26 protein-coding genes are annotated in these 23,971 nt (G+C 54.2%); 23 read left to right on the top strand and 3 right to left on the bottom strand.

Annotated elements, in window-relative coordinates:
* The first annotated feature begins 3 nt into the window (after positions 1-3).
* Positions 4-2,448 carry an ATP-dependent helicase HrpB gene (gene hrpB, locus MHM85_RS14645; RefSeq protein WP_239286349.1) on the top strand — a complete coding sequence of 815 codons (2,445 nt, stop codon included), beginning with the start codon at positions 4-6 and terminating at the stop codon, positions 2,446-2,448.
* Between the two features lie 14 nt (positions 2,449-2,462).
* Here hrpB and MHM85_RS14640 read toward each other — a convergent pair whose 3' ends face one another.
* The gene (locus MHM85_RS14640; protein ID WP_239286348.1) at positions 2,463-2,687 is read right to left on the bottom strand and encodes a hypothetical protein; all 225 of its coding nucleotides are present in this window, start codon (positions 2,685-2,687) and stop codon (positions 2,463-2,465) included.
* Positions 2,688-2,926: 239 nt separating this feature from the next.
* On the opposite strand from MHM85_RS14640, the gene MHM85_RS14635 reads away from it, so the two are divergent.
* From MHM85_RS14635 to MHM85_RS14615, 5 genes are all read left to right on the top strand, one after another.
* Complete coding sequence (locus tag MHM85_RS14635; protein ID WP_219863625.1) at positions 2,927-3,100, top strand: DUF2970 domain-containing protein; 174 nt, start codon at positions 2,927-2,929, stop codon at positions 3,098-3,100.
* 125 nt (positions 3,101-3,225) lie between these two features.
* Positions 3,226-4,341, top strand: coding sequence for a cytochrome c oxidase subunit II (gene coxB, locus MHM85_RS14630; RefSeq protein ID WP_139528538.1), 1,116 nt, complete (start codon positions 3,226-3,228; stop codon positions 4,339-4,341).
* 54 nt (positions 4,342-4,395) lie between these two features.
* The gene (gene ctaD, locus MHM85_RS14625; RefSeq protein ID WP_218013995.1) at positions 4,396-6,045 is read left to right on the top strand and encodes a cytochrome c oxidase subunit I; all 1,650 of its coding nucleotides are present in this window, start codon (positions 4,396-4,398) and stop codon (positions 6,043-6,045) included.
* A gap of 34 nt (positions 6,046-6,079) precedes the next feature.
* Positions 6,080-6,664 carry a cytochrome c oxidase assembly protein gene (locus MHM85_RS14620; protein ID WP_219863628.1) on the top strand — a complete coding sequence of 195 codons (585 nt, stop codon included), beginning with the start codon at positions 6,080-6,082 and terminating at the stop codon, positions 6,662-6,664.
* Entirely contained in the window at positions 6,661-7,521 is an 861-nt protein-coding gene (locus MHM85_RS14615) for a cytochrome c oxidase subunit 3 (RefSeq protein WP_139528536.1), read from the top strand. The genes MHM85_RS14620 and MHM85_RS14615 overlap by 4 nt, the downstream gene beginning before the upstream one ends.
* 4 nt (positions 7,522-7,525) lie before the next feature.
* Here the strand turns inward: MHM85_RS14615 and MHM85_RS14610 are convergent, their stop codons facing one another.
* Positions 7,526-7,717: a DUF2909 family protein gene (locus MHM85_RS14610; protein ID WP_219863631.1), complete on the bottom strand. Its 192-nt coding sequence runs from the start codon at positions 7,715-7,717 to the stop codon at positions 7,526-7,528.
* Between MHM85_RS14610 and MHM85_RS14605 the strand changes: the two genes are divergently transcribed.
* From MHM85_RS14605 to MHM85_RS14550, 12 genes are all read left to right on the top strand, one after another.
* Positions 7,716-8,423: an SURF1 family protein gene (locus MHM85_RS14605; RefSeq protein WP_219863633.1), complete on the top strand. Its 708-nt coding sequence runs from the start codon at positions 7,716-7,718 to the stop codon at positions 8,421-8,423. The two genes, MHM85_RS14610 and MHM85_RS14605, sit on opposite strands and share 2 nt — an antisense overlap.
* 1 nt (position 8,424) lies before the next feature.
* Positions 8,425-8,931 (top strand): hypothetical protein, encoded by a 507-nt coding sequence (locus tag MHM85_RS14600; protein ID WP_239286347.1) that lies wholly within the window; start codon positions 8,425-8,427, stop codon positions 8,929-8,931.
* A gap of 36 nt (positions 8,932-8,967) precedes the next feature.
* A complete protein-coding gene (locus MHM85_RS14595; protein WP_219863635.1) occupies positions 8,968-10,020 on the top strand; it encodes a COX15/CtaA family protein in 1,053 nt (350 codons plus the stop codon).
* A 109-nt stretch (positions 10,021-10,129) separates the two neighbouring features.
* Positions 10,130-10,597, top strand: a complete 468-nt coding sequence (locus tag MHM85_RS14590; RefSeq protein WP_153844012.1) for a DUF2489 domain-containing protein — start codon at positions 10,130-10,132, stop codon at positions 10,595-10,597.
* Between the two features lie 245 nt (positions 10,598-10,842).
* Entirely contained in the window at positions 10,843-11,712 is an 870-nt protein-coding gene (locus MHM85_RS14585) for an OmpA family protein (protein WP_139528532.1), read from the top strand.
* 213 nt (positions 11,713-11,925) lie between these two features.
* Positions 11,926-13,848, top strand: a complete 1,923-nt coding sequence (gene thrS / locus MHM85_RS14580; protein WP_239286346.1) for a threonine--tRNA ligase — start codon at positions 11,926-11,928, stop codon at positions 13,846-13,848.
* 12 nt (positions 13,849-13,860) lie between these two features.
* Complete coding sequence (infC, locus tag MHM85_RS14575) at positions 13,861-14,400, top strand: translation initiation factor IF-3 (RefSeq protein WP_139528530.1); 540 nt, start codon at positions 13,861-13,863, stop codon at positions 14,398-14,400.
* Positions 14,401-14,481: 81 nt separating this feature from the next.
* Entirely contained in the window at positions 14,482-14,676 is a 195-nt protein-coding gene (gene rpmI / locus MHM85_RS14570) for a 50S ribosomal protein L35 (protein WP_009724291.1), read from the top strand.
* 57 nt (positions 14,677-14,733) lie between these two features.
* The gene (gene rplT / locus MHM85_RS14565; RefSeq protein ID WP_239286344.1) at positions 14,734-15,087 is read left to right on the top strand and encodes a 50S ribosomal protein L20; all 354 of its coding nucleotides are present in this window, start codon (positions 14,734-14,736) and stop codon (positions 15,085-15,087) included.
* Positions 15,088-15,243: 156 nt separating this feature from the next.
* Positions 15,244-16,263 carry a phenylalanine--tRNA ligase subunit alpha gene (gene pheS / locus MHM85_RS14560; RefSeq protein ID WP_219863637.1) on the top strand — a complete coding sequence of 340 codons (1,020 nt, stop codon included), beginning with the start codon at positions 15,244-15,246 and terminating at the stop codon, positions 16,261-16,263.
* A 27-nt stretch (positions 16,264-16,290) separates the two neighbouring features.
* On the top strand, positions 16,291-18,672 hold the full coding sequence (gene pheT, locus MHM85_RS14555) for a phenylalanine--tRNA ligase subunit beta (protein WP_219863639.1): 2,382 nt from the start codon (positions 16,291-16,293) through the stop codon (positions 18,670-18,672).
* Positions 18,673-18,739: 67 nt separating this feature from the next.
* The gene (locus MHM85_RS14550; RefSeq protein ID WP_139528527.1) at positions 18,740-19,039 is read left to right on the top strand and encodes an integration host factor subunit alpha; all 300 of its coding nucleotides are present in this window, start codon (positions 18,740-18,742) and stop codon (positions 19,037-19,039) included.
* Positions 19,040-19,147: 108 nt separating this feature from the next.
* Here MHM85_RS14550 and MHM85_RS14545 read toward each other — a convergent pair whose 3' ends face one another.
* Positions 19,148-19,354, bottom strand: coding sequence for a DUF2788 domain-containing protein (locus MHM85_RS14545; protein ID WP_139528526.1), 207 nt, complete (start codon positions 19,352-19,354; stop codon positions 19,148-19,150).
* A gap of 182 nt (positions 19,355-19,536) precedes the next feature.
* Here MHM85_RS14545 and MHM85_RS14540 point away from each other — a divergent pair, with 182 nt between their 5' ends.
* The 5 genes from MHM85_RS14540 (at position 19,537) to clpX (ending at position 23,910) form a co-directional block, all read left to right on the top strand.
* Positions 19,537-19,998, top strand: coding sequence for a flavodoxin (locus MHM85_RS14540; protein ID WP_153844015.1), 462 nt, complete (start codon positions 19,537-19,539; stop codon positions 19,996-19,998).
* A 2-nt stretch (positions 19,999-20,000) separates the two neighbouring features.
* Positions 20,001-20,372: a hypothetical protein gene (locus MHM85_RS14535; RefSeq protein ID WP_153844016.1), complete on the top strand. Its 372-nt coding sequence runs from the start codon at positions 20,001-20,003 to the stop codon at positions 20,370-20,372.
* Between the two features lie 150 nt (positions 20,373-20,522).
* A complete protein-coding gene (gene tig / locus MHM85_RS14530) occupies positions 20,523-21,872 on the top strand; it encodes a trigger factor (RefSeq protein WP_219863642.1) in 1,350 nt (449 codons plus the stop codon).
* A gap of 65 nt (positions 21,873-21,937) precedes the next feature.
* Positions 21,938-22,555 carry an ATP-dependent Clp endopeptidase proteolytic subunit ClpP gene (gene clpP, locus MHM85_RS14525; RefSeq protein ID WP_139528522.1) on the top strand — a complete coding sequence of 206 codons (618 nt, stop codon included), beginning with the start codon at positions 21,938-21,940 and terminating at the stop codon, positions 22,553-22,555.
* A 74-nt stretch (positions 22,556-22,629) separates the two neighbouring features.
* Positions 22,630-23,910, top strand: coding sequence for an ATP-dependent Clp protease ATP-binding subunit ClpX (clpX, locus tag MHM85_RS14520; RefSeq protein ID WP_139528521.1), 1,281 nt, complete (start codon positions 22,630-22,632; stop codon positions 23,908-23,910).
* Positions 23,911-23,971 lie beyond the last annotated feature (61 nt).

The raw sequence follows: 23,971 nt of genomic DNA, 5'->3' as shown, positions 1-23,971 counted from the left end.
CCCATGAGTACATCGCTTCCTATTGAGCAGCATCTGAATCAAATTCGTTCCGTGCTGGCGAGCCAAAACCGTTTGATACTCGTAGCGCAGCCAGGAGCCGGTAAAACCACGCGCGTACCGCTAACGCTGCTGTCGTGTGCATGGGCGCAGGGGCAGAAACTGCTACTGCTGGAGCCGCGCCGGGTTGCCGCCAAACTCGCCGCCACCTTCATGGCGGCCCAGCTCAATGAGCAAGTGGGTGAGACCGTTGGGTATCGGATGCGGGGCGACAGCCAAGCTGGCCGTAAAACCCGGCTGGAGGTGGTCACGCAGGGCGTGCTTATTCGTATGCTGCAGGATGACCCGTTATTAGAGGGCGTAGCGGGAATCATTTTTGACGAGTTTCACGAGCGAAGCCTTGAGGCAGATTTAGGCCTCGCTATGGCGCTCGATGTGCAAGAGAGCGTGCGTGACGACCTGCGTCTATTGGTAATGTCGGCCACCTTGGATGTGACAGCGCTCAAGCGAGTGTTAGGGAGTGATATCCCGGTCATCGAAAGCGAGGGGCGAGCCTTCCCCGTCGAGACCCACTATCGACCGCCGTTGGGGGAAGCTTCGCTGAGCGACACCGCGCTGCGAGTGCTTCATGAGGCCCTGATACGTCCAGAGAGCCAAGACGTTCTGATGATCTTACCCGGCGTAGCCGACATCGCTCAACTCGTTGACGCCATGGAAGAGAGCCCTCTGGATGTCGAGGTGCACCCGCTGCATGGAAGGTTGCCTTTGGAGGTGCAGCAGGCGGCCATGCGGCCACGTACAGGGCGTCGGCGGGTGATCGTCTCGACCGCGATTGCCGAGTCCAGTGTGACGATCGACGGTGTCAACGTCGTGATCGATGCAGGATTCGAGCGGGTGCCTCTGTTCAATCCTAGTACGGGGCTGACCAAACTAACCACCCGTCGTGTCAACAAGGCGAGTGCCGATCAGCGTCGTGGGCGTGCCGGTCGCCAGCAGCCGGGCGTCTGTTATCGGCTTTGGGCCGCGGAACAGCCCCTGGTGGGCTATGCGGAACCGGAGATACTTCAGGCCGATTTATCCAACCTCGTGCTAGAAACCGTCCTATGGGGTGTCCACGAACCCAGAGCTTTGTCGTGGGTCACATCGCCTCCTGAGGGGGCGCTGAGATCGGCTCAGGCGCTTCTGGATCAGCTGCGCTTACGAGCGCCAGGCGGGGGATTGACGCAGCTCGGTCGGCAGAGTGCGGCGCTAGCCTTGGAGCCGCGTTTAGCCGCCATGCTAGTGGGGGCGAAAGCTTTGCAGGCGATACCTCTGGCCTGTGCACTGGCAGCATTGATGGAGGGCCGAGAGCGGGTGCAAGGATCGCTGCGTGATGCGCTGACCCAGCGATTTCAAAAGCCTTCTGCTTTTCCGCAATGGCATCAGCAGACCCAGCGCCTAGCGAGGTCGATGGACGTCTCCATGCCTCGTGTCGTTGATCTAGGGGCGCTCAGCGCTCTGCTGTGTTTGGCATACCCAGACCGTGTCGCCCAGCGCATCGGCATTGGGCGCTTCAAACTGGCGAATGGCAAAACGGCAACGCTGCCTGAGCGTCATCCATTTGCCCAACACGACTGGCTAGTGGCGGTAGCGATCGAGAGTGCGACCAGTGAAGCCCGCATTTACGTCGCAGAACCCATCACGTTAACCACTTTGGTCCAGCTCTATCCTGATACCGGACGTTGGGAAGAACGCGTGGGCTGGTCGGAGGAGCAGGGTAAGCTGGTCGGAGAGGCCGTACAACGGCACGGCGAGCTGGTGTTAGCCGTTCGTCCGTTGCCCCAGCTGTCGGCAGAGGCGATGGAAAAAGCGCTCCTAGAGGCGCTCAAGCAACGCCCGCAGCTAGTGATGACGGAGGACGTTCGCCAATTGCAGGGGCGAATGGCGTTGCTCTCACGACTATGGCCGGAGCAGTGGCCCGATTGGTCGGAGGCGGTGCTAATGGGGACGTTGGAGACGTGGCTGGCGCCCTATGTCGCGGGATTGACGCGCATGGCGCAGGTCGAAAGGTTGCCATTTCATAGCTGCCTCATGAATACACTGGCGTGGGAGCAACAGCAGCAATTGGAGCGCTTGGTGCCAAGCGTGATCACGGCGCCGAGCGGTCGCTCCATCAACGTGGATTACGCGCCGTGCCAAGTGGAGCAGGCGCCAGTATTGGCATTGAAGCTACAAGAGGCTTTTGGTTGGCAATCAACGCCTACCGTCGTCGATGGGCGTGTATCGATAATACTTCATTTGCTGTCGCCTGCGCGGCGCCCGCTTCAAGTGACTCAAGATTTAAAGAGCTTTTGGATCAATGGTTACCCTGAGGTACGTAAAGAGATGCGGGGTCGCTATCCCAAACACCCGTGGCCAGAAGATCCGCTAACGGCTCAAGCCACGGCGTCTACCAAACGACGGCACGAATGAGGGGCTAGGCAGATTCAGTCGTTATCGTCACTGTCTGCGTTAGGGAGTTCTCCCGGTTTACGATAGCGAACGCCGTCAGCACGAGGCTCTTCGTACTGGCGATTCTCATCTTCAGCGACGACGCCCAATACGGTTTCCTGAGAGCCGTCTGGCCATGTGTAAGTCGTGCATCCAGTGAGCAAGAGAGAGAAAAACATGACGATGCAGACGCGCTGTGCGACGCCACGATGCTTGGGCATAGAAGACTCCATTGACAGTCCATTGCGGTAGCGACAAATTTTCGACAAGTGTGAATGGACCCAGGTTTTGCCGCAAGCTTATTCATAGCAAAGTGCTGCTGTTATTACTGATCATGCGTGGCTGCTTGAATTTCGAGCCGCAGCAAGATGCTCAAAATTGCCTATCATCAACGGTAGGCGGGTGCTCTAACACAGCGGCCGAACGTAACGTGACATGCCTAAGCAATGAGGGAGTAGCTATGTGGTCAGTCATCAAGTCGGTGCTGGCAGCGCTGATCGGCGTTCAGAATGACCGTCAACGGCAGCACGATTTTTCGAATGGCAAGCCTGCTGCGTTCATTCTCACGGCGATCGTCGTCACGTTGTTGTTCGTTCTGGTGCTAGCGAGCATAGCAATGTTTGCCGCGGGGTGAATCGTTGAGAAACATCACGCTTGCAGTGCGTGACGAATGCCATTTGTTTTCTATACTCACAAGACATCACTTCATCCTGACCTAATAAACGGGATGGCGAGAACAACAATAAAAAGGAGGCTGCTATGCACCTACCGTGGCGATGGCTTCTCACCATGACCAGTGTCGCAAGTATCTCCCAGGCCCAGGCCAGCAGCTGGAACATGCCGGTCGGTGTCACCGATATTAGCCGCGATATTTTTGGCCTTCACATGACCATTTTTTGGGTGTGTGTGGTGATTGGCGTGATCGTTTTCGGTGTGATGTTTTACTCCTTGTTTCGCTATCGCCATGCCAAGGGCGCCAAAGCGGCAAGTTTTCATGAACATACCTCCGTAGAGGTGCTATGGACGGCCATCCCTATTTTGATATTGGTGGGTATGGCAGTGCCAGCAACGGCGACACTGAAGAACATGTATGATGCTTCCGAAGCCGACCTTGATATCATGATTACGGGTCAGCAGTGGCGCTGGCGCTACGAATATTTAGGTGAAGATATAGCGTTCACCTCCAACCTTAGTACCAGTCGCGAGCAAATCCGTGGAGAGGCCGAGCGAGACGAGCATTACCTGCTCGATGTAGACGAGCCTCTCGTGCTCCCTATCAATCGTAAAGTCCGCTTTTTGATGACATCCGATGATGTCATCCACTCCTGGTGGGTGCCGGCGCTGGCCGTCAAACAGGATACGATCCCAGGCTTTATCAACGAAAACTGGGTGCAGATCAACGAGCCTGGCATATACCGCGGCCAGTGTGCCGAGCTATGTGGGGTGAATCATGGCTTCATGCCCATCGTGGTTCATGCCATGGAGGAAGCGGAGTACGAGACGTGGCTCGAAGAGCGTAAAGCGGCAGCCGAGCAGGAAGCCATGGGTATCGATCGTGAATGGGCACTCGATGAGTTGATGGCACGTGGCGAAACCGTTTATCAATCGATATGTTCCTCTTGCCATCAAAGCGAAGGTCAAGGGGCGCCTCCTGCCTTCCCGGCGCTGGCGGGCAACGATCAGCTGATCGACGACCTGGACTGGCATTTAGACCGAGTCATTAACGGTGTGTCGGGGGCGGCCATGCCCGCTTTTCGAAGTACGCTCAATCCAGTAGAGATAGCCGCTGTCGTCACGTTCACGCGGAATGCTTGGGGAAATGATACGGGGGATGCTGTTCAGCCTGCGACAGTGGCCGAACGTATTGCGCAATAAGTGAAGCGTTAAACACCATCTTCCAATACAACGATAAAGTACGCGGAGAGACTCATGGCGCCGAAACTTCCTCCACACAACCCCCTGCAACACAGTTCAACAGCCGTCGCGGGTGGTCAGTCGCATGAAGGCCATGCGCATCATACTCCGCCGAAAGGCCTATTAAGGTGGCTGCTGACTACCAATCATAAAGAGATTGGGTCGCTTTATCTGATTTTCTCGCTGACGATGTTTTTCGTGGGTGGCATTTTTGCGCTGGTGGTGAGAGCCGAGCTGTTTCAACCGGGATTGCAGCTGGTCGAGCCTGAGTTTTTCAATCAAATGACCACCATGCACGGTTTGATCATGGTGTTTGCAGCCGTGATGCCCGCTTTTACCGGATTGGCCAACTGGATGATACCGCTACAAATTGGCGCGCCCGACATGGCGCTTCCACGGCTCAATAACTTCAGCTTTTGGCTCTTGCCCGTTGCCTTTGCGCTGCTGCTTTCCACGTTATTGATGCCAGGCGGTGGCCCTAATTTCGGTTGGACGTTTTATGCTCCCTTATCGACGACTTATGCGCCTGCGTCCACGACGTTTTTTATTCTAGCGCTGCATATCGCGGGGATTAGTTCGATTTTAGGTGCGATCAACATCATCGCGACGATTCTCAATATGCGAGCCCCTGGCATGCGCATGATGGACATGCCGCTGTTCGTTTGGACATGGCTGATAACCGCTTTTCTGCTAATTGCGGTGATGCCGGTGTTGGCAGGGGTCATTACCATGATGTTGATGGACATCAATTTCGGTACCAGTTTCTTCGATGCCGCGGGCGGAGGAGACCCCGTACTATTTCAACATTTGTTCTGGTTCTTCGGACACCCCGAAGTCTACATCATGATATTACCAGCGTTTGGTATCGTGTCGGCCATCATTCCAACGTTTGCGCGTAAACCACTGTTTGGGTATGCCTCGATGGTGTACGCCACCGCAGCCATCGCCCTGCTATCTTTTTTAGTATGGGCGCATCATATGTTCATCGTAGGTCTACCGCTGACCGCTGAGCTGTTTTTCATGTACTCCACGATGCTCATTGCCGTGCCTACTGGGGTCAAGGTGTTTAACTGGGTGACCACGTTGTTTCGTGGCTCGATCAGTTTTGAACCACCTATGCTGTTTGCGCTGGCATTCGTCGTCCTGTTCACCATTGGCGGTTTTTCAGGACTGATGCTGGCCATTGCGCCAGCGGATTTTCAGTACCACGACACCTATTTTGTGGTTGCCCATTTTCATTACGTCCTCGTGCCTGGCGCTATTTTTGCCATCATGGCAGGCGTTTATTACTGGTTGCCAAAATGGACGGGCCACTATCCCAATGAGCGGTTGGCGCAATGCCATTTCTGGTGCTCCATCATTGGCGTCAACCTGACGTTTTTCCCCATGCACTTTGCCGGTTTGGCCGGTATGCCCAGACGTATTCCCGATTACGCCTTGCAGTTTGCCGATTTCAACTTGCTATCGAGCATCGGAGCGTTTTTCTTTGGGGCCTCTCAGCTGCTGTTCGTCTTGGTTATCGTGCTGTGCGTTCGAGGAGGGCAAAAAGCACCCGCGAAAGCTTGGGAGGGCGCGGTGGATCTAGAATGGAGCGTGCCAAGTCCTGCTCCGCTGCATACATTTGAAACGCCACCTGTCTTTCACCGTGCTCAAACCCACGAATAAGCGGTGAGCGCTGCATTAGATTCAGGGGATCAACATGGGCATAGATCGAGCTCAAAGAGACGGAGTGAATAAGACGGTCATTCGCAGCGTTGCCGCCCTGCTTGGGATGTTCGCTTTTGCCTTTGCATTAGTGCCCCTTTACGACGTGTTCTGCAAAGTGACGGGATTGAATGGCAAGGTCGATACGACTGCTCAGGCCATTGTTCATGAGGAGGTCGATCAGACGCGTTTCGTCACGGTTCAATTCATTACCCGCGGCAGTGCAGGCTTACCCTGGCAAATGAGTGTCGCAACGCGGCAAATGCGCGTTCATCCCGGGCAAACGGCAGAGGTAGATTTTACTTTCACCAACAACAGTGCCATAGAAAGCTGGGGGCGGGCGGTGCCTAGTGTGTCTCCCTCCAGTGCCACGACGCATTTACGCAAGGTCAGCTGTTTCTGTTTTCAAGAGCAGCAGTTGCAGGGAGAGGAGCGACTCACGATTCCTCTGGTATTTCAGTTAGCGAAAGACTTACCCGAAGAGATCAATACGATCACGTTGGTATACACCCTTTATCCGGTACAGCGGACGCCGCTGCAAACGGCCTATAACAATCACTTGGCGGGGGATAACACATGAGCAGCGGCAGCTACTACGTTCCTGCTACCAGTCGGTGGCCCATTTTAGGTTCATTGGCCCTGGGTGCCTTGATGTTAGGGATCGGCATCCAATTGGTATACGACACGGGAGCGCCTCTGCTTGTCATTGGGTTAGTAGGGGTCGTCAGCGTCATGGGGCTATGGTTTCGGGATGTGATCCATGAGTCGATGGGCGGTCTCTACGATGCGCAAATGGACCGGTCATTTCGATGGGGCATGGGCTGGTTCATCTTCTCAGAAGTCATGTTTTTCGCCGCCTTTTTTGGCGCTTTGTTCTATATCAGAACGTTCACGTTGCCCTGGCTAGGGGGAGAAGGCGCCAAGGGTGTTTCGGCCTTGCTCTGGCCTGATTTCGTACCTCAATGGCCACTTCTCAACCCACCTGATACCTCCGTGTCAGGGCCTACCAGTGTGCTTAGTCCCTGGCAGCTTCCTCTAGTCAATACGCTGATACTCGTTACGTCCAGTATCACGCTGACCGTTGCGCATGAGGCGCTCAAGCTGGGTGAGCGACAAACGTGTCGTAATTGGTTAGCAGGGACAGTATTGCTAGGTCTCTGCTTCATCGTCATTCAAGGGGTCGAGTATTACGAGGCCTACCATCACTATGGGATTACCCTGGAGGCGGGGATTTTTGGCGCTACTTTCTTCATTTTGACCGGGTTTCATGGCCTTCACGTAATCATTGGTACGCTCATCTTGGCCAGCATGCTAATTAGGATCATCAAAGGGCATTTTGCTAATGACCACCACTTTGGCTTCGAAGCATCCTGCTGGTATTGGCACTTCGTCGATGTGGTGTGGGTTGGCCTCTTCATCTTTGTCTATGTGTTTTAGTGCGTTACCCAAGCTCGCCAGACAAAAAGCCAATAAGTAGCAGCACGATGAGTAGGCAGGTGAGAGCGATACGCCATTTTAACGATATGAGTAGACGCCTTGAGGTGCTGTCGTCTCGTAGCAAAAAGCCTGCTCCTGCGGCAAGACTGGCGACGATTCCAATAAACACGACGGCAATGAGTAGTTTTAACCACATGATCAAGCCCTCTCGTTATCCAGTGAGATTCTATGCCTGGTATTTGTTTTGGTCTGTCGTGGTGACGCTTGGCATTTTGTTGGGACTATGGCAGTGGGAGCGGGCCGATGACAAGCGCGATTTACTGGCCAGGAGGGCCGCGGCTCCGTCAATGATCGAGCCCGTCGATACACCATCAGACGGGGCGCAAGTATATCTTCGAGGCAGGTATCTGCCGCAACACACGCTCTATCTGGATAATCGTATGGCCTCTGGACGCTTAGGCGTGGCGGTGCTGACGCCGCTGAGAGACATGAATGGTCAACTGTGGTTGGTTCAACGTGGTTTTTTGGAGACGGGGTTTAGTAGAGACGCGCCTCATGTGTCGACTCCCGAAGGCGTCATCGACGTGTCGGGCGAGTGGCAGAAAGCGCAAGCACAAGGCCCCCTTTATGGGGCTAACCAGGAGGGCGTACGCCTTCAGCAGCTAAGTCTCGCGCCTTGGGAAGGGGCTTTGGGCGAATTCAGCCATCATGGCTGGCTGCATGCAGAGCAAGGGGACGGTGTGTTAACGCCATGGTGGGAGGCAAGCGTTATGCCAGCAAGCCGTCATGTTGGCTATGCTGTTCAGTGGTGGGCCTTGGCATTGACGGCTTTCGTCATCATGCTGTTTGGCGGACATCGCCTAGCGGCTGATCGTCGCGAGCATTATGAAAGAGGACGTTAATATGCAGTCTCACCGTCCAGTACGTTATCCCAGAATCAAGCTGCTATGTTTGTTCGTGATCTTTGCTGCGCCGATCGTCACTGCCTGGGGGATGTTAACGTGGCAAGTCGGTATTCCGCAGGCGCATACGGCTCATGGGCAAGTCATCCTAGATGTTCCCCCATTGCGACAGTGGCCGCTGGCGGTGAGTGCCCCCTCTTCAGAACGGTGGACCCTGGTATTTGACTGCAGTAGCCAATGCGAAGAAAAGCAGGACGCACTTTGGCGCCTACACCGTGCCTTAGGGCGTGAGGCGCCGCGACTGCAGCGGTTGAGGATTGGTGGGGAGGCCACTGCACTGCCAGGCGAGGTGGTGACAAAATGGCAACATTCTCCTTCTTGGGGGGGTGAAAACCGCGTGTGGTTGTTCGATCCGATGGGCAGGCCAGCGCTCTCTTTTAGTGACGAAACGGCTACGGCCGACATACTGGATGACATACGTCACCTGTTTAAAGTCAATCCAATATAGCCTTTGCTCGGCTAGTTTTAGCCGTAAGGAAGCTCGATGCATAGCTACTCACAGCGCCTTGACTGGCTTGTAAGGTTGACGTTAGTAGGTACGTTACTGACTACCTGTGTGATATTGGTAGGTGCGTGGACCCGTTTGGTCGACGCAGGATTAGGCTGCCCTGACTGGCCTGGTTGTTATGGCAAACTCATTGTTCCCGATAGTGATCATGCGGCGCTTCGACATCCTGATGCTCCTTTAGAGCCCTTCAAAGCCTGGGTAGAGATGGCTCACCGCTATGTAGCCAGTTTATTGGGCTTGATTGTGCTCACCATCGTGGCAATGGGGTGGTCACTGCGCAAACGTCCAGAATATCCATGGCGACTTAGCTTGGCGTTACTGATCGTTATTCTCGTTCAGGGCGCGTTTGGTGCGTTTACCGTTACTCTTAAGTTGTGGCCACAGGTTGTCACGCTGCATTTGCTCGGAGGATTGAGTGTTTTGATGCTGTTTTTCTGGCTGCATCTTCGGTTGCGCAGGGCGTGGCGCAACAAAGGTGGTGCAGCCAGGGCTGGCAATCTTCTCTGGTACGTAGCGGGAGCCGCGCTGGTGCTTCAGCTGGCGCTGGGAGGCTGGGTCACTAGTAACTATGCGGGTATTGCTTGCCAAGGGTTTCCGACCTGCAACACGCAGTGGTGGCCAGCCATGGACCTCAGTGAAGGGTTTCATCTAACGCAAACGGTGGGGCCTAGTTACTTGCACGGGCAGCTCCATGCCGATGCGCGCACGGCGATCCATATGGTTCATCGATTGGGCGCTCTTTTATTAGGAGGGCTATTGTTACTGCTTTGGTGGCGTTATCGGGGCCTACAGCCGGTGAGTAATGCCTTGGTGGGTGTGCTCATCGCTTATGGCCTCCAGGTAGGGCTGGGGATTGCGAATGTCTTGTTGTGGCTGCCTTTATGGCTGGCCTTACTACACACCGCTGGCGCCGTAGGACTTGCCTTGAGCCTTGGGTGGGCTTGGTGGTGTTGGCGATATCGTACCGGTGTTCAAGTGGTGACGTCTTCTTTGTCCCAGGCGGACAAGCTGCATTCACGTTTTAGCTAACCGCGACACTGCCCTTACGACGGCGTGCAAACGACGAATTGGGTTGGTCTACTGATGCTAATTGGGTGTACAATTCTCGTTAAGCTATTTTATACGTTTCAGGGGCTTTATGAGTTCAACGGTTGCACTTTTACTGTTCGTTGTCGCTGTGCTAATCATCGCCGGGTTGGTCGTCTACGCCCATAAATTGCGAAGCGAAGTGAAGCGCCGTGAAGCGTTTAGACTGGAAGAAGAGCGGCGTGCTCAGCAAAACAGCCTAGAAAATCTGGACTACGTGGTGAGCGCTCTCGTCCAAGAGCAAGTCGACATCACCGAGGGTTCCTGGCGCTGTAAAGTGCTGCTTGAAATCGTCGATCCAAGTCTTTCTGAACGACCTGAGTTTCAAGCGTTCGCCGAGGTTTATAACCGTACGCGTCATCTCAAGACGCACTCTGCGCGCAAACAGTTGACCCCACGGGAAAGAATGCAAGAGGACAAGGAAAGGCTAGCTGTGGAAGATGAGATGCGCCCTGCGGTGCTCGCAGCCGCCGCAGAGGTAATTAAATGGCGCGCTAAAGGCCCTTCCGCTCTTCATTAAAAATTTTTAATGCCATCGATGTGAGCTTTGCTATGCTGGTAAGGTCGGTATTGGCAAGAAGTTGATATCTCGGCATTGTTGCCTTCTAACGCTGAAACGTTAATGATAGGCACCACGTTCAGTTTCACGGGCAGGGAACCCCGTCCTGGATCAGAACAGCGAAAAATGGATGCTCTCGCCATAAGAAGCATTGGATAGATTTGGTCTCTAGACCATGTCAGCATTGGATCAAGAAGGAGTCTTGCATGAAAAAATCAACGACTGGCTTGCTAATCGGTTCTGCTTTAGTCGTCGGCCTGTCAGGTTGCGCTAGCTCAGCCTCTCAGTCTTCTGGCCAAGCAGGCGCCAACAGCGGCCAAAGCTGGTACCAGCACCCCGCGGTTTGTGGTTTGGCGGGCAGCATCATCGGCGGTAGCATTGGCTATGCCACCAGCAGCAGCTCAGATGAAGACGCGGGTGCCGCAACCGGTGCAGCGGCTGGCGCAGCTATCGGTGGTCTGCTGTGTGCAGATCGTACACCTGAGCCGGTAGCACCTCAGTGCCCGAGCTACGGCGAAGTGCCTGCGGGTGTTGCCGTTGATGCCGAAGGCTGCCCGCTGGATTCCGACGGTGACGGCGTGCCTGATTACCGCGACCAGTGCCCGGGCACCCCGGCTGGTGTAGCAGTCAATGCCAACGGCTGCCCGCTGGATTCTGATAACGACGGCGTGCCGGACTATCGCGACCAGTGCCCGGATACTCCGGCGGGTGTAGAAGTCAACGCGCTGGGTTGCCCGGATAGCGTGGTACTTCGCGAAGTTAACTTTGAGTTTGATTCCGCTCAGTTGACTGCAAATGCACAGAACGTCCTGAACGGCGTAGCTGAGCGTCTGGTCAACAACCCAGACGTTCGTGTGAGCATCGAAGGCCACACCGACTCTCGTGGTTCTGACCAGTACAACAAGGACCTGTCTCAGCGTCGTGCTGAGTCCGTTGCAACCTATCTGAACCAGCGCGGCGTAGAAGCTAACCGTATGCGTGCTGTGGGCTACGGTGAAGAGCGTCCTGTGGCAACCAACGATACCGAAGAGGGTCGTTTCCAGAACCGCCGTGTAGAACTGGACGAGTGGAACTAATCCACATGACATGCTCATGAAAAGGCTGCCTCGACCTGAGCGTCGATGACACCCTTTGACACAGAACGGGAGGCGTATGCCTCCCGTTTTATTTTACGGCGTCACAAAGTCTGATAGGCTTGGCGGCCCTAAAAGCCCCATGAAGACCCTAACCCATTGATAGCGAAATGTGATCCCTGGTATGGATCACCACTGCGCTCAAGGAATACCTGAATGCCCATAGTGACACTGCCTGACGGCAGCCAAAGAACGTTCGAAGCGCCCCTCTCTATCATGCAACTGGCAGAGTCCATTGGCCCTGGTTTGGCCAAGGCCTGTGTGGCGGGCAAAATAGATGGTGTGCTGGTAGATGCTGCCGATATCATCGAGCAGGATGCCGATGTTTCTATCATTACTGCCCGGGATGAAGAAGGTCTAGAGATTATCCGCCACTCCTGTGCTCACTTGATTGGGCACGCGGTTAAGCAGCTTTATCCCGATGCCAAAATGGCCATTGGTCCGGTCATTGATGATGGCTTTTACTACGATGTCGATTTTGGTAAATCGATAACGCCTGATGATATGGACGCTATCGAGAAGCGGATGCAGGCGCTGATCGACCATGAATATGACGTTATTCGTGAGTACGTCGATCGCGATCAAGCGATGACTACGTTCGAAAAACGTAATGAGACTTACAAGCAGGAGATCATTCGCGACATCCCTGAAGGCGCGGCGATTCGGCTGTACCATCATGAAGAGTACACGGACATGTGTCGTGGACCGCACGTGCCCAACACGCGTCATTTGAAGGCCTTCAAATTAACCAAGTTGGCCGGTGCGTACTGGCGCGGTGACTCCTCCAACCCCATGCTGACGCGTATCTATGGGACTGCGTGGGGGGATAAAAAACAGTTAAAGGCGTACCTTAAACGCCTGGAAGAGGCCGAAAAACGCGATCACCGCAAGCTGGCGCGGCGGCTCGATCTTTTCCACATGCAGGAAGAGGCGCCTGGGATGGTGTTCTGGCATCCCAAGGGCTGGGCGCTTTGGCAGCAGGTCGAGCAGTACATGCGCGGCGTTTACAAAGAGGGTGGCTATCAAGAGATTCGCTGTCCGCAAGTGATGGATGTGTCGCTGTGGAAAAAGTCAGGCCACTGGGACAACTATGCCGATGGGATGTTCTTTACCGAGTCGGAAAAGCGCGAATACGCGCTCAAGCCGATGAACTGCCCGGGGCACGTGCAGGTATTCAACTCAGGACTGCGTAGCTACCGTGAGCTACCAGTTCGCTTTGGTGAGTTTGGTGGCTGCCATCGTAACGAGCCTTCAGGCGCCTTGCACGGCATCATGCGCGTACGTGCTTTTACTCAAGACGACGGCCATGTCTTCTGTACCGAAGAGCAGGTCGAGCCGGAAGTAACGAGCTTTCATCGCCAAGCACTAAAGGTGTATCAAGACTTCGGTTTTGAAGATATCGCAATCAAAATCGCGCTGCGTCCGGAAAAGCGTATTGGTAGTGACGAAGTGTGGGATCGCGCTGAAGACGCCCTTCGCGGTGCGCTAAAAGCCTGCGGCGTTGATTGGCAGGAACTTCCCGGCGAAGGCGCGTTCTATGGCCCGAAGATCGAGTATCACATGAAGGATTGCTTGGGTCGCGAATGGCAGGTCGGCACCATGCAGGTGGACTTTATGATGCCCGAGCGCCTTGGCGCACAATATGTAACCGAAGAGGGCGAGCGCAAGGCGCCGGTCATGCTTCACCGGGCGATCGTCGGCTCCATGGAGCGCTTCATCGGCATCCTGATTGAACATTATGCAGGTGCTATGCCATTATGGTTGGCACCAGAGCAAGTGGTCATCATGAATATTACCGATTTACAGCGCGAATATGCGCTGAAATTGGAGAAACGCTTGCAAAAAAGCGGTCTTCGCGTCAAAGCAGACTTGAGGAACGAGAAGATCGGCTTTAAAATCCGTGAGCATACGTTACAGAAAATTCCCTATCTCCTTGTGGTCGGAGATAAGGAAGTCGAAGCTGACTCAGTGGCCGTGCGAACTCGCAGCGGCGAAAACCTCGGAACTTTGACCGTCGATGACTTCATCGAACGTATCAATGCCGAGCGAGCAGCCCTGGCGACATCGTCAATTGCCTAAGGAGACAGAGCAATCAAGCGAAGCAACCAGCGCGGGCGTCCACAAGATAAACGCCCACCAATGAACGAGCGAATTACCGAAGAAGAAGTACGTTTAATCGATGCCGAAGGCGAGCAGTTGGGCGTTGTGCCCACCACTGAGGCTCTTGAACGTGCGGAAGCTGCCGGTTTAGATCTCGTGCAAATTTCGAATGCCGATCCGATCGTTTGCAAGATCATGGATTATGGCAAATTCGTTTTTGAGACCAAAAAGCAAAAAGCGGCTCAAAAGAAGAAGCAAAAGCAAATCCAGGTCAAGGAAGTCAAATTCCGTCCTGGCACCGACGAAGGCGATTATCAGGTGAAGCTCAAAAACCTGACCCGTTTCTTGGAAGGTGGTGACAAGGGTAAGGTCACATTGCGCTTCCGCGGTCGTGAAATGGCGCACCAAGACATCGGTCGTAAGCTGATGGAACGGATTGCGTCAGACCTGGAAGAGATCGGAGCGGTGGAGTCTTTCCCGAAAATGGAAGGCCGCCAAATGATCATGATCCTTGCCCCGAAAAAGAAGTGATCCAACGGCGAAGTCAACGGGCTAGCGCTTAGGCGCTAGTCGGCCCTGGGTTTTCTAAAAAATATCGAGCGGAGTTTTCTCATGCCGAAAATCAAAAGCAACAGCGGCGCTGCCAAGCGCTTCAAAAAGACTGCGAATGGCTTCAAACACAAACAGTCTTTCCGTAGCCACATCTTGACCAAGAAGTCGACCAAGCGTAAGCGTCAGCTGCGTGGCATGAAGCAGATTCATGCTTCCGACAAAGCGTTGATTCAGCGCATGCTGCCGAACCTGTAAGGTCGAGTTTTCTTATCTGAGTGCCTCTAGCCTCAGTCATAAAGTCAGGAGTGTGTTATGACCCGTGTTAAGCGTGGCGTAGTTGCCCGTCGTCGCCATAAAAAAGTTCTGAAGCAGGCCAAAGGTTACTATGGTGCACGTTCGCGTGTTTTCCGTGTAGCCAAACAGGCTGTTATCAAAGCCGGCCAGTATGCGTACCGTGACCGCCGCAACCGCAAGCGCCAATTCCGCGCGCTGTGGATTCAGCGTATCAACGCTGGTGCGCGCATTAACGACATGTCTTACAGCCGCTTCGTTGGCGGTCTGAAGAAAGCCGGTATTGAAATCGACCGTAAAGTATTGGCCGACCTGGCAGTACACGAAAAAGCAGCTTTTGCTGCTATCGTGGAAAAAGCCAAGGCTGCCCAATAAGGCTATTTGCATTGGGTTAATGCCCGTGTGAAATGCCCAAGGTCATTTCAGTGTGACCCATGCAGGGGAAGAGCAGCCGCTCTTCCCCTGTTTTTTGTCACCTTCAACATGCCAGCCATCCTCGGGGATGGGACCGCTTAATTCGGAGTAAATTGGATGGATCATCTTCCTACTCTGGTGTCAGAGGCCCGCGATGCTATTCAAGCTGCGCAGAGCGTCTCAGTGCTAGATGAGTTGCGCGTACGTTACTTAGGTAAAAAAGGCGAAGTCACCGCCTTGCTAAAAGGCTTGGGCAAGCTGTCACCAGAAGAGCGCCCTGCGGCTGGCGAGCAAATCAACCAGGCCAAGCAAGCGTTGTCGAGTGAAATTGACGCTAAGCGTGAGCAGCTGGAGAGCGAGGCACTCAATGCTCGCCTAGTGGCTGAGCGCATCGACGTCACGTTGCCTGGGAGAGGGCAGGAGAGTGGTGGACTGCACCCAGTAACACGTACGTTGGAGCGTATCGAGGGGCTATTCACTCGCATTGGTTTTGATGTGGCCGTGGGGCCAGAAATCGAAGACGACTACCACAATTTCGAAGCGCTCAATATTCCGGCTCACCACCCGGCTAGGGGGATGGCGGATACCTTTTATTTCGACGCGACGCGTTTGCTACGCACCCACACGTCTCCCGTACAGGTTCGTACGATGAAGAGCAGTGAGCCGCCTATTCGCATCGTGTGTCCAGGTCGCGTGTATCGTAGCGATTCGGATTTGACGCATACGCCCATGTTTCACCAAGTCGAAGGACTATTGGTAGATGAGGGCATCAGTTTCGCTGACTTGAAAGGAACGATCGAAGACTTCTTGCAAGCATTCTTCGAGCGCGACGACCTTTCGGTTCGTTTCCGGCCTTCATACTTTCCATTCACTGAGCCCTCTGCCGAGGTGGATATTCAGTGCGTGATGTGTAGTGGTAACGGTTGTCGCGTTTGCTCTCATAGTGGCTGGTTAGAGGTGATGGGGTGCGGCATGGTGCATCCGGAGGTGTTTAGACACTCTGGTATCGACGCCGAGCGCTATACGGGCTTTGCCTTTGGGATGGGTGCCGAGCGTTTGGCCATGCTGCGCTATGGCGTCAATGATTTGCGCTTGTTTTTCGAAAACGATCTGCGCTTCCTTCGTCAATTCACCTAAAGACTGCTGCCAGCGACGGGAATCAACATGAAATTTTCAGAACAGTGGTTGCGTGATTGGGTAACTCCGCAGCTGGATACACAGGCCATCGCCGACCAGATCACCATGGCAGGCCTTGAAGTGGATGCCGTTGAGCCAGTGGCCGCTTCATTTAGCGGCGTTGTCGTGGCGGAAGTACTCACCAAAGAGAAGCACCCCGACGCCGATAAGCTCAATGTTTGTACGGTGAATGATGGGTCGGCAGCACCGGTGCAGGTCGTTTGTGGAGCGCCGAACGTCGATGTAGGTCAGAAAATTCCCTTCGCTCAGGTAGGAGGCGTGCTGCCGGGAGACTTCAAGATCAAAAAAGCCAAACTGCGAGGCGTTGAGTCTCGTGGCATGATCTGTTCGGCGTCCGAGCTAGGGCTTGAGGAGGAGACTTCTCCGGGTATCCTGGTATTGCCAGCGTCGGCGCCGGTAGGCACAAGCTTTCGTGACTACATGCAGCTCGATGATATGACGATCGAGGTGGATTTGACGCCAAATCGGGGCGACTGCCTGAGTATCAAAGGGCTAGCCAGGGAAGTGGGAGTGCTCAACCGCTTGCCGGTGAGCGGCCCAAGCATTGCGGCTGTGGCGCCAACGATCGATACAACGTTTCCTGTGAAGGTCGAGGCTCCTGGACAGTGTCCGCGCTATGTAGGGCGTGTGATCGAAGGCGTGGCTACGAATGCAGAAACGCCGCTATGGATGGTAGAGCGACTGCGTCGCAGCGGTGTACGCTCCATCGACCCTGTGGTGGATATCACCAACTACGTCATGCTGGAGCTTGGCCAGCCGTTGCACGCATTCGATCGCGATCATTTGCAGGGCAGTATTACCGTGCGTTTGGCCAAAGACGCAGAGCGCTTGACGCTGTTGGATGGCCAAGAAGTCACCCTACGCCCAGAAACGCTCGTCATTGCCGATGAGCGCGGCCCTCTGGCCATGGCTGGCATCATGGGGGGCGAAAACTCTGGGGTCAGCGAAAATACCCAGGCCATTTTTCTAGAGTCGGCGTTCTTCGCGCCACTTGCGATTGCCGGACAGGCGCGCTCTTACGGCCTGCATACCGATGCATCGCACCGTTTTGAGCGTGGCGTCGACCCTGAGCTTCCTCTCGTAGCGGTCGAGCGTGCTTCACAGCTTCTGTTGGAGATTTGTGGCGGTCAGGCAGGCCCGGTGGTGGAAACCGTTAGCGAAGAGCACTTGCCCGCGCCGCGCGCCATTACGCTGCGTGAAGCCCGTCTAGAAAGCGCGCTTTCCAAGCGGCTATCGGCGGACGATGTTACCGATATACTCCAGCGTCTTGGTCTTGATGTCGATAAGCATGCGGAGGGTTGGTCGGTGGTCGCGCCTAGCTGGCGGTTTGACGTTGCCATCGAGGAAGACCTCATCGAGGAAGTGGCGCGTATTCATGGCTACAACAATCTACCGGTGCGACGTCCAGCTGCTCGATTGGCACTGCGTTCTGCGAATGAATCGACATTGACACCATCGCAACTGCGTCACCAAATGGTTGCGCGTGGTTTTCAAGAAGCTGTCACTTACAGTTTCGTTGCTCCTGATCTACAGGCAGCGCTGTTACCGGACGCAGTGTCGCCGGTATTGGCCAATCCGATCTCGTCAGACCTCTCTGTGATGCGCGCCAGCCTATTTCCTGGGCTAGTCAGAGCACTGGAGCACAACCTGAATCGCCAGCAGACGCGAGTGCGCATTTTTGAGACGGGGTTGGTGTTCAATGGCTCTCTGGACCACCTAACCCAAGTCCCGATGATGGGGGCGCTGGTATGTGGTGGGCGAGAAGCTGAAGGCTGGGATGGTGCTAAAGCGCAGGTAGACTTCTACGATTTGAAGGGGGATCTGGAGAGTCTTTTGGCCATGGGGGGTGGCCTAGCAGCCTGGCGCTTCGAGCCTGGAGTGCATCCTTCGCTGCATCCCGGTCAAACGGCGCAGCTCTTCCATGAAGGGAAACCTGCTGGCTGGATTGGTACGCTTCATCCCCAGGTCCGTGCAACGTTAGGGCTCAAAGTGGATGCCGTGCTGTTCGAGGTCCGATTGGATGCGTTGAGCCAAGGTTCGATTCCCGCCTTCGAGCCGCTTTCGCGTTATCCGGAAGTTCGTCGCGATTTGGCCTTCTTGATCAAGGCAGAGACACCGGTACAAGCGTTGCTGGATTGTGCAAAAGCCAAGGCTGGTGATTACCTCAAAGACATAAAGCTATTTGATGTCTATGCTGGTAAAGGCGTGGCCGAGGGATATAAGAGCATTGCATTGGGCTTGACCTGGCAGCACGCTTCACGCACGCTAAATGATGAGGAAATCAATCAGTTGGTCGACTCGATCATTACAAACGTGCGAGCCGAATTAGATGCCGAACTTCGCGGCTAACTAAGCTATGCCATGACACGACGCTTATCACGTTCTTGGCAATGCGTATGCTACATGGAGGAGCCCTATGGGTGCGTTGACCAAAGCAGAGCTGGCTGAGCATTTACATACAGAGCTTGCGCTGTCAAAGCGAGAAGCAAAAGCGATGGTAGAGGCGTTCTTTGAAGAAATCCGCGCCTGTTTGCGCGAAAACGAACAGGTAAAACTGTCGGGCTTTGGCAACTTTGACCTACGTGATAAGCGTGAGCGGCCTGGGCGTAACCCGAAAACCGGTGAGGAAATTCCCATTTCCGCTCGGCGCGTGGTGACGTTTCGCCCAGGCCAGAAGCTCAAGCAGCAAGTGGAGCGCTATTCGAGCAGCCAATAGTTTCTTTTTTGCTGTTCGCTTACTCAAAAGGAGTGCCTAGGCACTCCTTTTAGTGTTTGGAGCTCGCTCTTTGATGCGAGCTCTACGGGCGACTAGCTTGGTAAGTGGCTAAATGCCTCGTCCTTCGATGAGCCAAGTGATGACGACTTTAATGACGTAACCGAGCATCCCCGCGCCCAGTACGATAAACAGCATGATCGTGCCAAATTTGCCTGCGTTCGACTTTTTGGCCAGGTCCCAAATGATAAAGCACATGAAAATGATCAGGCCGCCAATCATTATGGGCGTGATCCATGTCTCGAAGGCCTGCTGCATAAGCGCTCCTATTGGACGATTGATTGAGCCCATCGTGGGCGTGCGTCGTTTTTGCTGATCGTGGTAATATTTGAGCAAATTCATCAGGTATTTGTCGACTGACTTTACGAGCCAAGCGCTGATGAGCGAACGTTGAATGCGCAAGGGCACTCAGTACGACATCTTCGTCGAGGAGTAGAGCAATGCCGACGTTAACCATTGTAGTGGGTACCATGTATGGTGGTGCATTGGATGTGGCTGAACAGGTGAAGCCGCTATTCGAACAGGCAGGTTATACGGTCGAAATTTCAGAGCAGCCAACGGTGGAAGATGTAACCCAGGGTAGTGACTTGAGCTTGTTTTGCGTTTCGACCACAGGTAGCGGTGATTTTCCCGGTAATTTCGTACCCTTTGTACGCAGCTTGAAAGATCAAAGCCCCTCGCTAACAAAGTTACGTTACGGTCTCATCGCATTAGGCGATAGCTCTTACGGTGATACGTTTTGTGGCGCGGGAAGAGCGCTGGATGAGCTGCTACAGGATCTCGGCGCTCGCCGCCTAGGAGAGCGCCTTGAAATTGATGCCATGGAAACCTTTATGGCAGATGATGCGGCGCTGCCTTGGGTAGAAGAATGGATCGACGATCAACAGCTGAAGGTCGCCTGAACATGCAGCGATCAGCCTATTCCTCTGAGCGTGTCAGTGTGGCGATTGGCCTATGTGTGGTGATGCTTGCAGCGCTACCGCGTTATATGGCGGGTGGCCACGAGACGCGCCAAACGCTGCTGGTGATGGCTCTGGTTCTAGTGGCTGGAGCAGCTATTTTTCAGTGGAAGATGCTGTCTCAAAGCGCAAGGCAAACGCTTCCGGGGCTCATCAAGCGCTTGATCGTGATGTTGGTGGCAGGCGCTATAGTGATGGGCGCTTGGCACGCCATATTTACCGACTGGATCAGTTGGCAGGTATTTATCTCGCATGCGGCAACGTGCGGACTTTTACTGCACGCCGTATCGTTATGGTGGACAGCACGGGAAATGTGAGTTTTTGTTCTGCTAACCCCTTGTAATCGATGGTCACGCCCCCATCTTGCGAGCATGGCGCTTGCCACCATGCGTCAGGGTTCTTAAAATTGATCCCCTTGAATACATTTTACGCAATCAACACAACGCCTATCCGCTAGAGGACAATTCATGCAAGTTTCCGTCGAGACGACCTCCCAGATCGAACGCCGTATCACTATTCAAGTGCCGGCAGCAGACATCGACGAGGCCGTCAGCGCTCGCTTGAAAGACACCGCGAAAAACGTTCGCTTGAACGGTTTCCGCCAAGGCCGAGTGCCCATGGCCGTCGTGCGTCAGCGCTATGGCGACAGCGTGCGCAATGAAGTGGTGGGCGAAGTGATGCGTGAGCGCTACGTACGCGCCATCACTGAAGAAGGTCTCAATCCCGCTGGTTTTCCGCAGATTGAACCGAAGGTAAACCAAGCGGGTAAAGATCTTGAGTTCGTTGCCACCATGGAGGTCTACCCGCAGGTCGAGCTGGCGTCTATCGAAGGCACGGACGTAGAGCGTCCGGTGGTTTCTGTCAGCGAGGCCGATGTCGATGAAATGATCGATACGCTTCGCAAGCAAAATGCTGAGTGGGAAGAGGTCGATACGGCCGCAGCGGATGGCGACCAGGTTACCATCGACTTTCAAGGCTTCTTGGGTGACGAGCCGTTCGAGGGTGGCAGCGCTGAAGGTCATGCCTTGGTCATCGGTTCCAACAGCTTTATTCCGGGCTTCGAAGAGCAACTGATTGGTGCGAAAGCGGGCGAAGAGAAAACTATTTCTGTTACGTTCCCGGCAGATTACCAAGCCGAGCACCTTGCTGGTCAAGACGCGACTTTCAAAGTCACCGTTCACAAAGTGAGTACTCAAAAGCTGCCGGAAGTGGATACGGCGTTCATTGAGCGTTTTGGTGTCGAAGGTGGTGATGAAGCCAAATTTCGGGCTGAAATCAAGAAAAACATGACGCGTGAGGCTTCTCAGGCGGTCGATAACCGTGTCAAGCAACAGGTGCTGGATGCCCTCAAGAAGGCAAACGACATTCCCGTTCCCAGCGCGCTAGTTCAGCAAGAAACTGACGGTATGAAGCGTCAGGCCGCTCAGCAGTTCGGTTTGGGTGAGGATTTTGATGTTACCCAACTGCCGAACGAGTTGTTCGAGGAGCAAGCTAAAGGACGTGTTCAAGTCGGTCTGCTGTTGGCCGAAGTGATCAAAGCTCACGAGTTGGATGCTGACGACGCTGAAATCAAAGCCAAAGTCGAAGAGCTGGCAGAGCAGTACCAAGATCCCACCGAAGTGGTGGAGTACTACATGGGTAACGAGCAGCTGAAAACCCAAGTGAAATCTGCCATTCTTGAAGAGAAGGCGGTCGATAAACTGCTTGAGCAAACGAACGTCAAAGACGTGGAAATGTCTTACCAGCAAGCGCTGGCTGCTGCTCAGCAACAGGCTGAGCAAGATGAGAATGAAGAGGGCGAACAGGCAAGCGCCTGATCTCATCGCGTGGCGCACCCTGCTTGGGTGCGCTTTTCCCTTACCGGACGCAAGGAATCACCCGAATGAGTGAGTTTGATATTCAAAACGCCGGCGGTCTAGTGCCCATGGTGGTTGAGCAGAGCGCCAAAGGGGAAAGAGCCTACGATATCTATTCGCGTCTGCTGAAAGAGCGCGTGATTTTCCTGGTGGGCCCTGTAGAAGACTACATGGCCAACCTTGTCGTGGCGCAACTACTGTTTCTTGAGTCTGAAAATCCCGACAAAGACATTCACTTATATATCAACTCGCCCGGCGGCTCTGTGACGGCAGGGATGTCTATCTATGACACCATGCAGTTCATCAAGCCGGACGTTTCCACCGTGTGTATCGGTCAAGCCGCCAGCATGGGCGCGCTACTGCTTACCGCAGGTGCTGCAGGCAAGCGTTACTGCTTACCGAACTCACGTGTGATGATTCATCAGCCGCTGGGCGGTTACCAGGGGCAAGCATCGGATATTGAGATTCACACCCGTGAAATTCTTGGTATCCGGGAGAAGTTGAATCAAATCTTGGCCCACCATACTGGCCAAGACATTGATAAAGTGGCCCAAGATACCGACCGTGACAATTTCATGAGCGCCAATAAAGCCAAAGAGTATGGCTTGATTGACGCAGTGCTGGATAAGCGGCCTACATCCTGATAGCGTGATAGGATTCTGCTTTTCTAACGAGCTTTTAAGGCGGCGTCAGCCGCCGCAGTGACAGAGGTACGCGAATGGCCGACGGCAAAGGCAAGGACGAAGGTGGCAAACTGCTCTACTGCTCGTTTTGTGGCAAAAATCAAAACGAAGTACGTAAGCTGATTGCTGGCCCGTCCGTGTATATCTGCGATGAGTGTGTCGACTTGTGTAATGACATCATTCGCGAAGAAGTTCTCGAAGCCGATGCCGAGAGCGATGAGGAGCGTCTACCTACGCCCCGCGAAATACGTCATACGCTGGACGACTACGTCATCGGACAAGACCGCGCCAAAATGGTGCTGTCCGTAGCGGTGTATAACCACTACAAGCGTCTGAAGTCAGAAGTGCGTGAAGGCGATGTGGAGCTAGGTAAATCCAACATCCTCCTGATTGGTCCGACGGGAAGCGGTAAGACGCTGCTGGCCGAGACCATGGCGCGGCTACTGAATGTACCTTTTACCATTGCTGATGCAACGACGCTGACCGAAGCAGGGTATGTGGGTGAAGATGTCGAAAACATCATCCAGAAACTACTGCAAAAGTGCGACTACGATGTCGAGAAGGCCGAGCGCGGTATTGTTTATATCGATGAAATCGATAAGATTTCGCGTAAATCGGACAACCCTTCGATTACCCGTGATGTCTCGGGCGAAGGGGTGCAGCAGGCGCTGTTGAAACTGATCGAGGGCACTACGGCGTCCGTACCTCCTCAAGGCGGTCGCAAGCATCCCCAGCAGGAGTTCGTGCAGGTAAACACGGCCAATATCCTGTTTATCGTGGGCGGTGCGTTTGCCGGACTGGACAAGGTGATTCGTGATCGCGCTGAAAAAGGTGGCATTGGCTTCAATGCCAGCGTGAAAAGCAAAGAGTCTTCTCGTGGTGTAGGGGAGCTTCTTGCAGATGTCGAGCCTGAAGATCTCGTCAAGTTCGGTTTGATACCCGAGTTCGTCGGCCGTTTACCAGTGATCGCCACATTGACAGAACTCACCGAAGAGGCCTTGGTGCAAATCTTGACCGAGCCAAAGAATTCGTTGATCAAACAGTATGGCAAACTCTTCGAAATGGAAGACGTCACTCTGGAGTTCAGAGACGATGCCCTGAGAGCCGTGGCGGCAAAAGCCATGGAGAGAAAAACCGGCGCACGTGGACTTCGCTCCATTTTAGAGTCGGTTCTGCTCGATACGATGTATGAAATTCCATCCTTGGAAGGGGTGAGCAAAGTCGTCATCGATGGTTCCGTCATCGCTGGCGAAAGTGAACCGCTGTTGATCTACTCGCAGCAGCAAGAGACTCGTGTCGATGGTACCGACGGTTAATCATAAGGTGCCCGCCACGGCCTAGCTCTCCACCGCTTGTGCCAAACCAAGGGGTCGCCTA

It is taken from the genome of Halomonas sp. McD50-4, assembly GCF_022348135.1.
In the GTDB taxonomy this organism is placed as follows: Bacteria; Pseudomonadota; Gammaproteobacteria; order Pseudomonadales; family Halomonadaceae; genus Vreelandella; species Vreelandella piezotolerans.
Note: the sequence above shows the minus strand (reverse complement) of the source record. Positions and strands in the feature narration are given on the sequence as shown.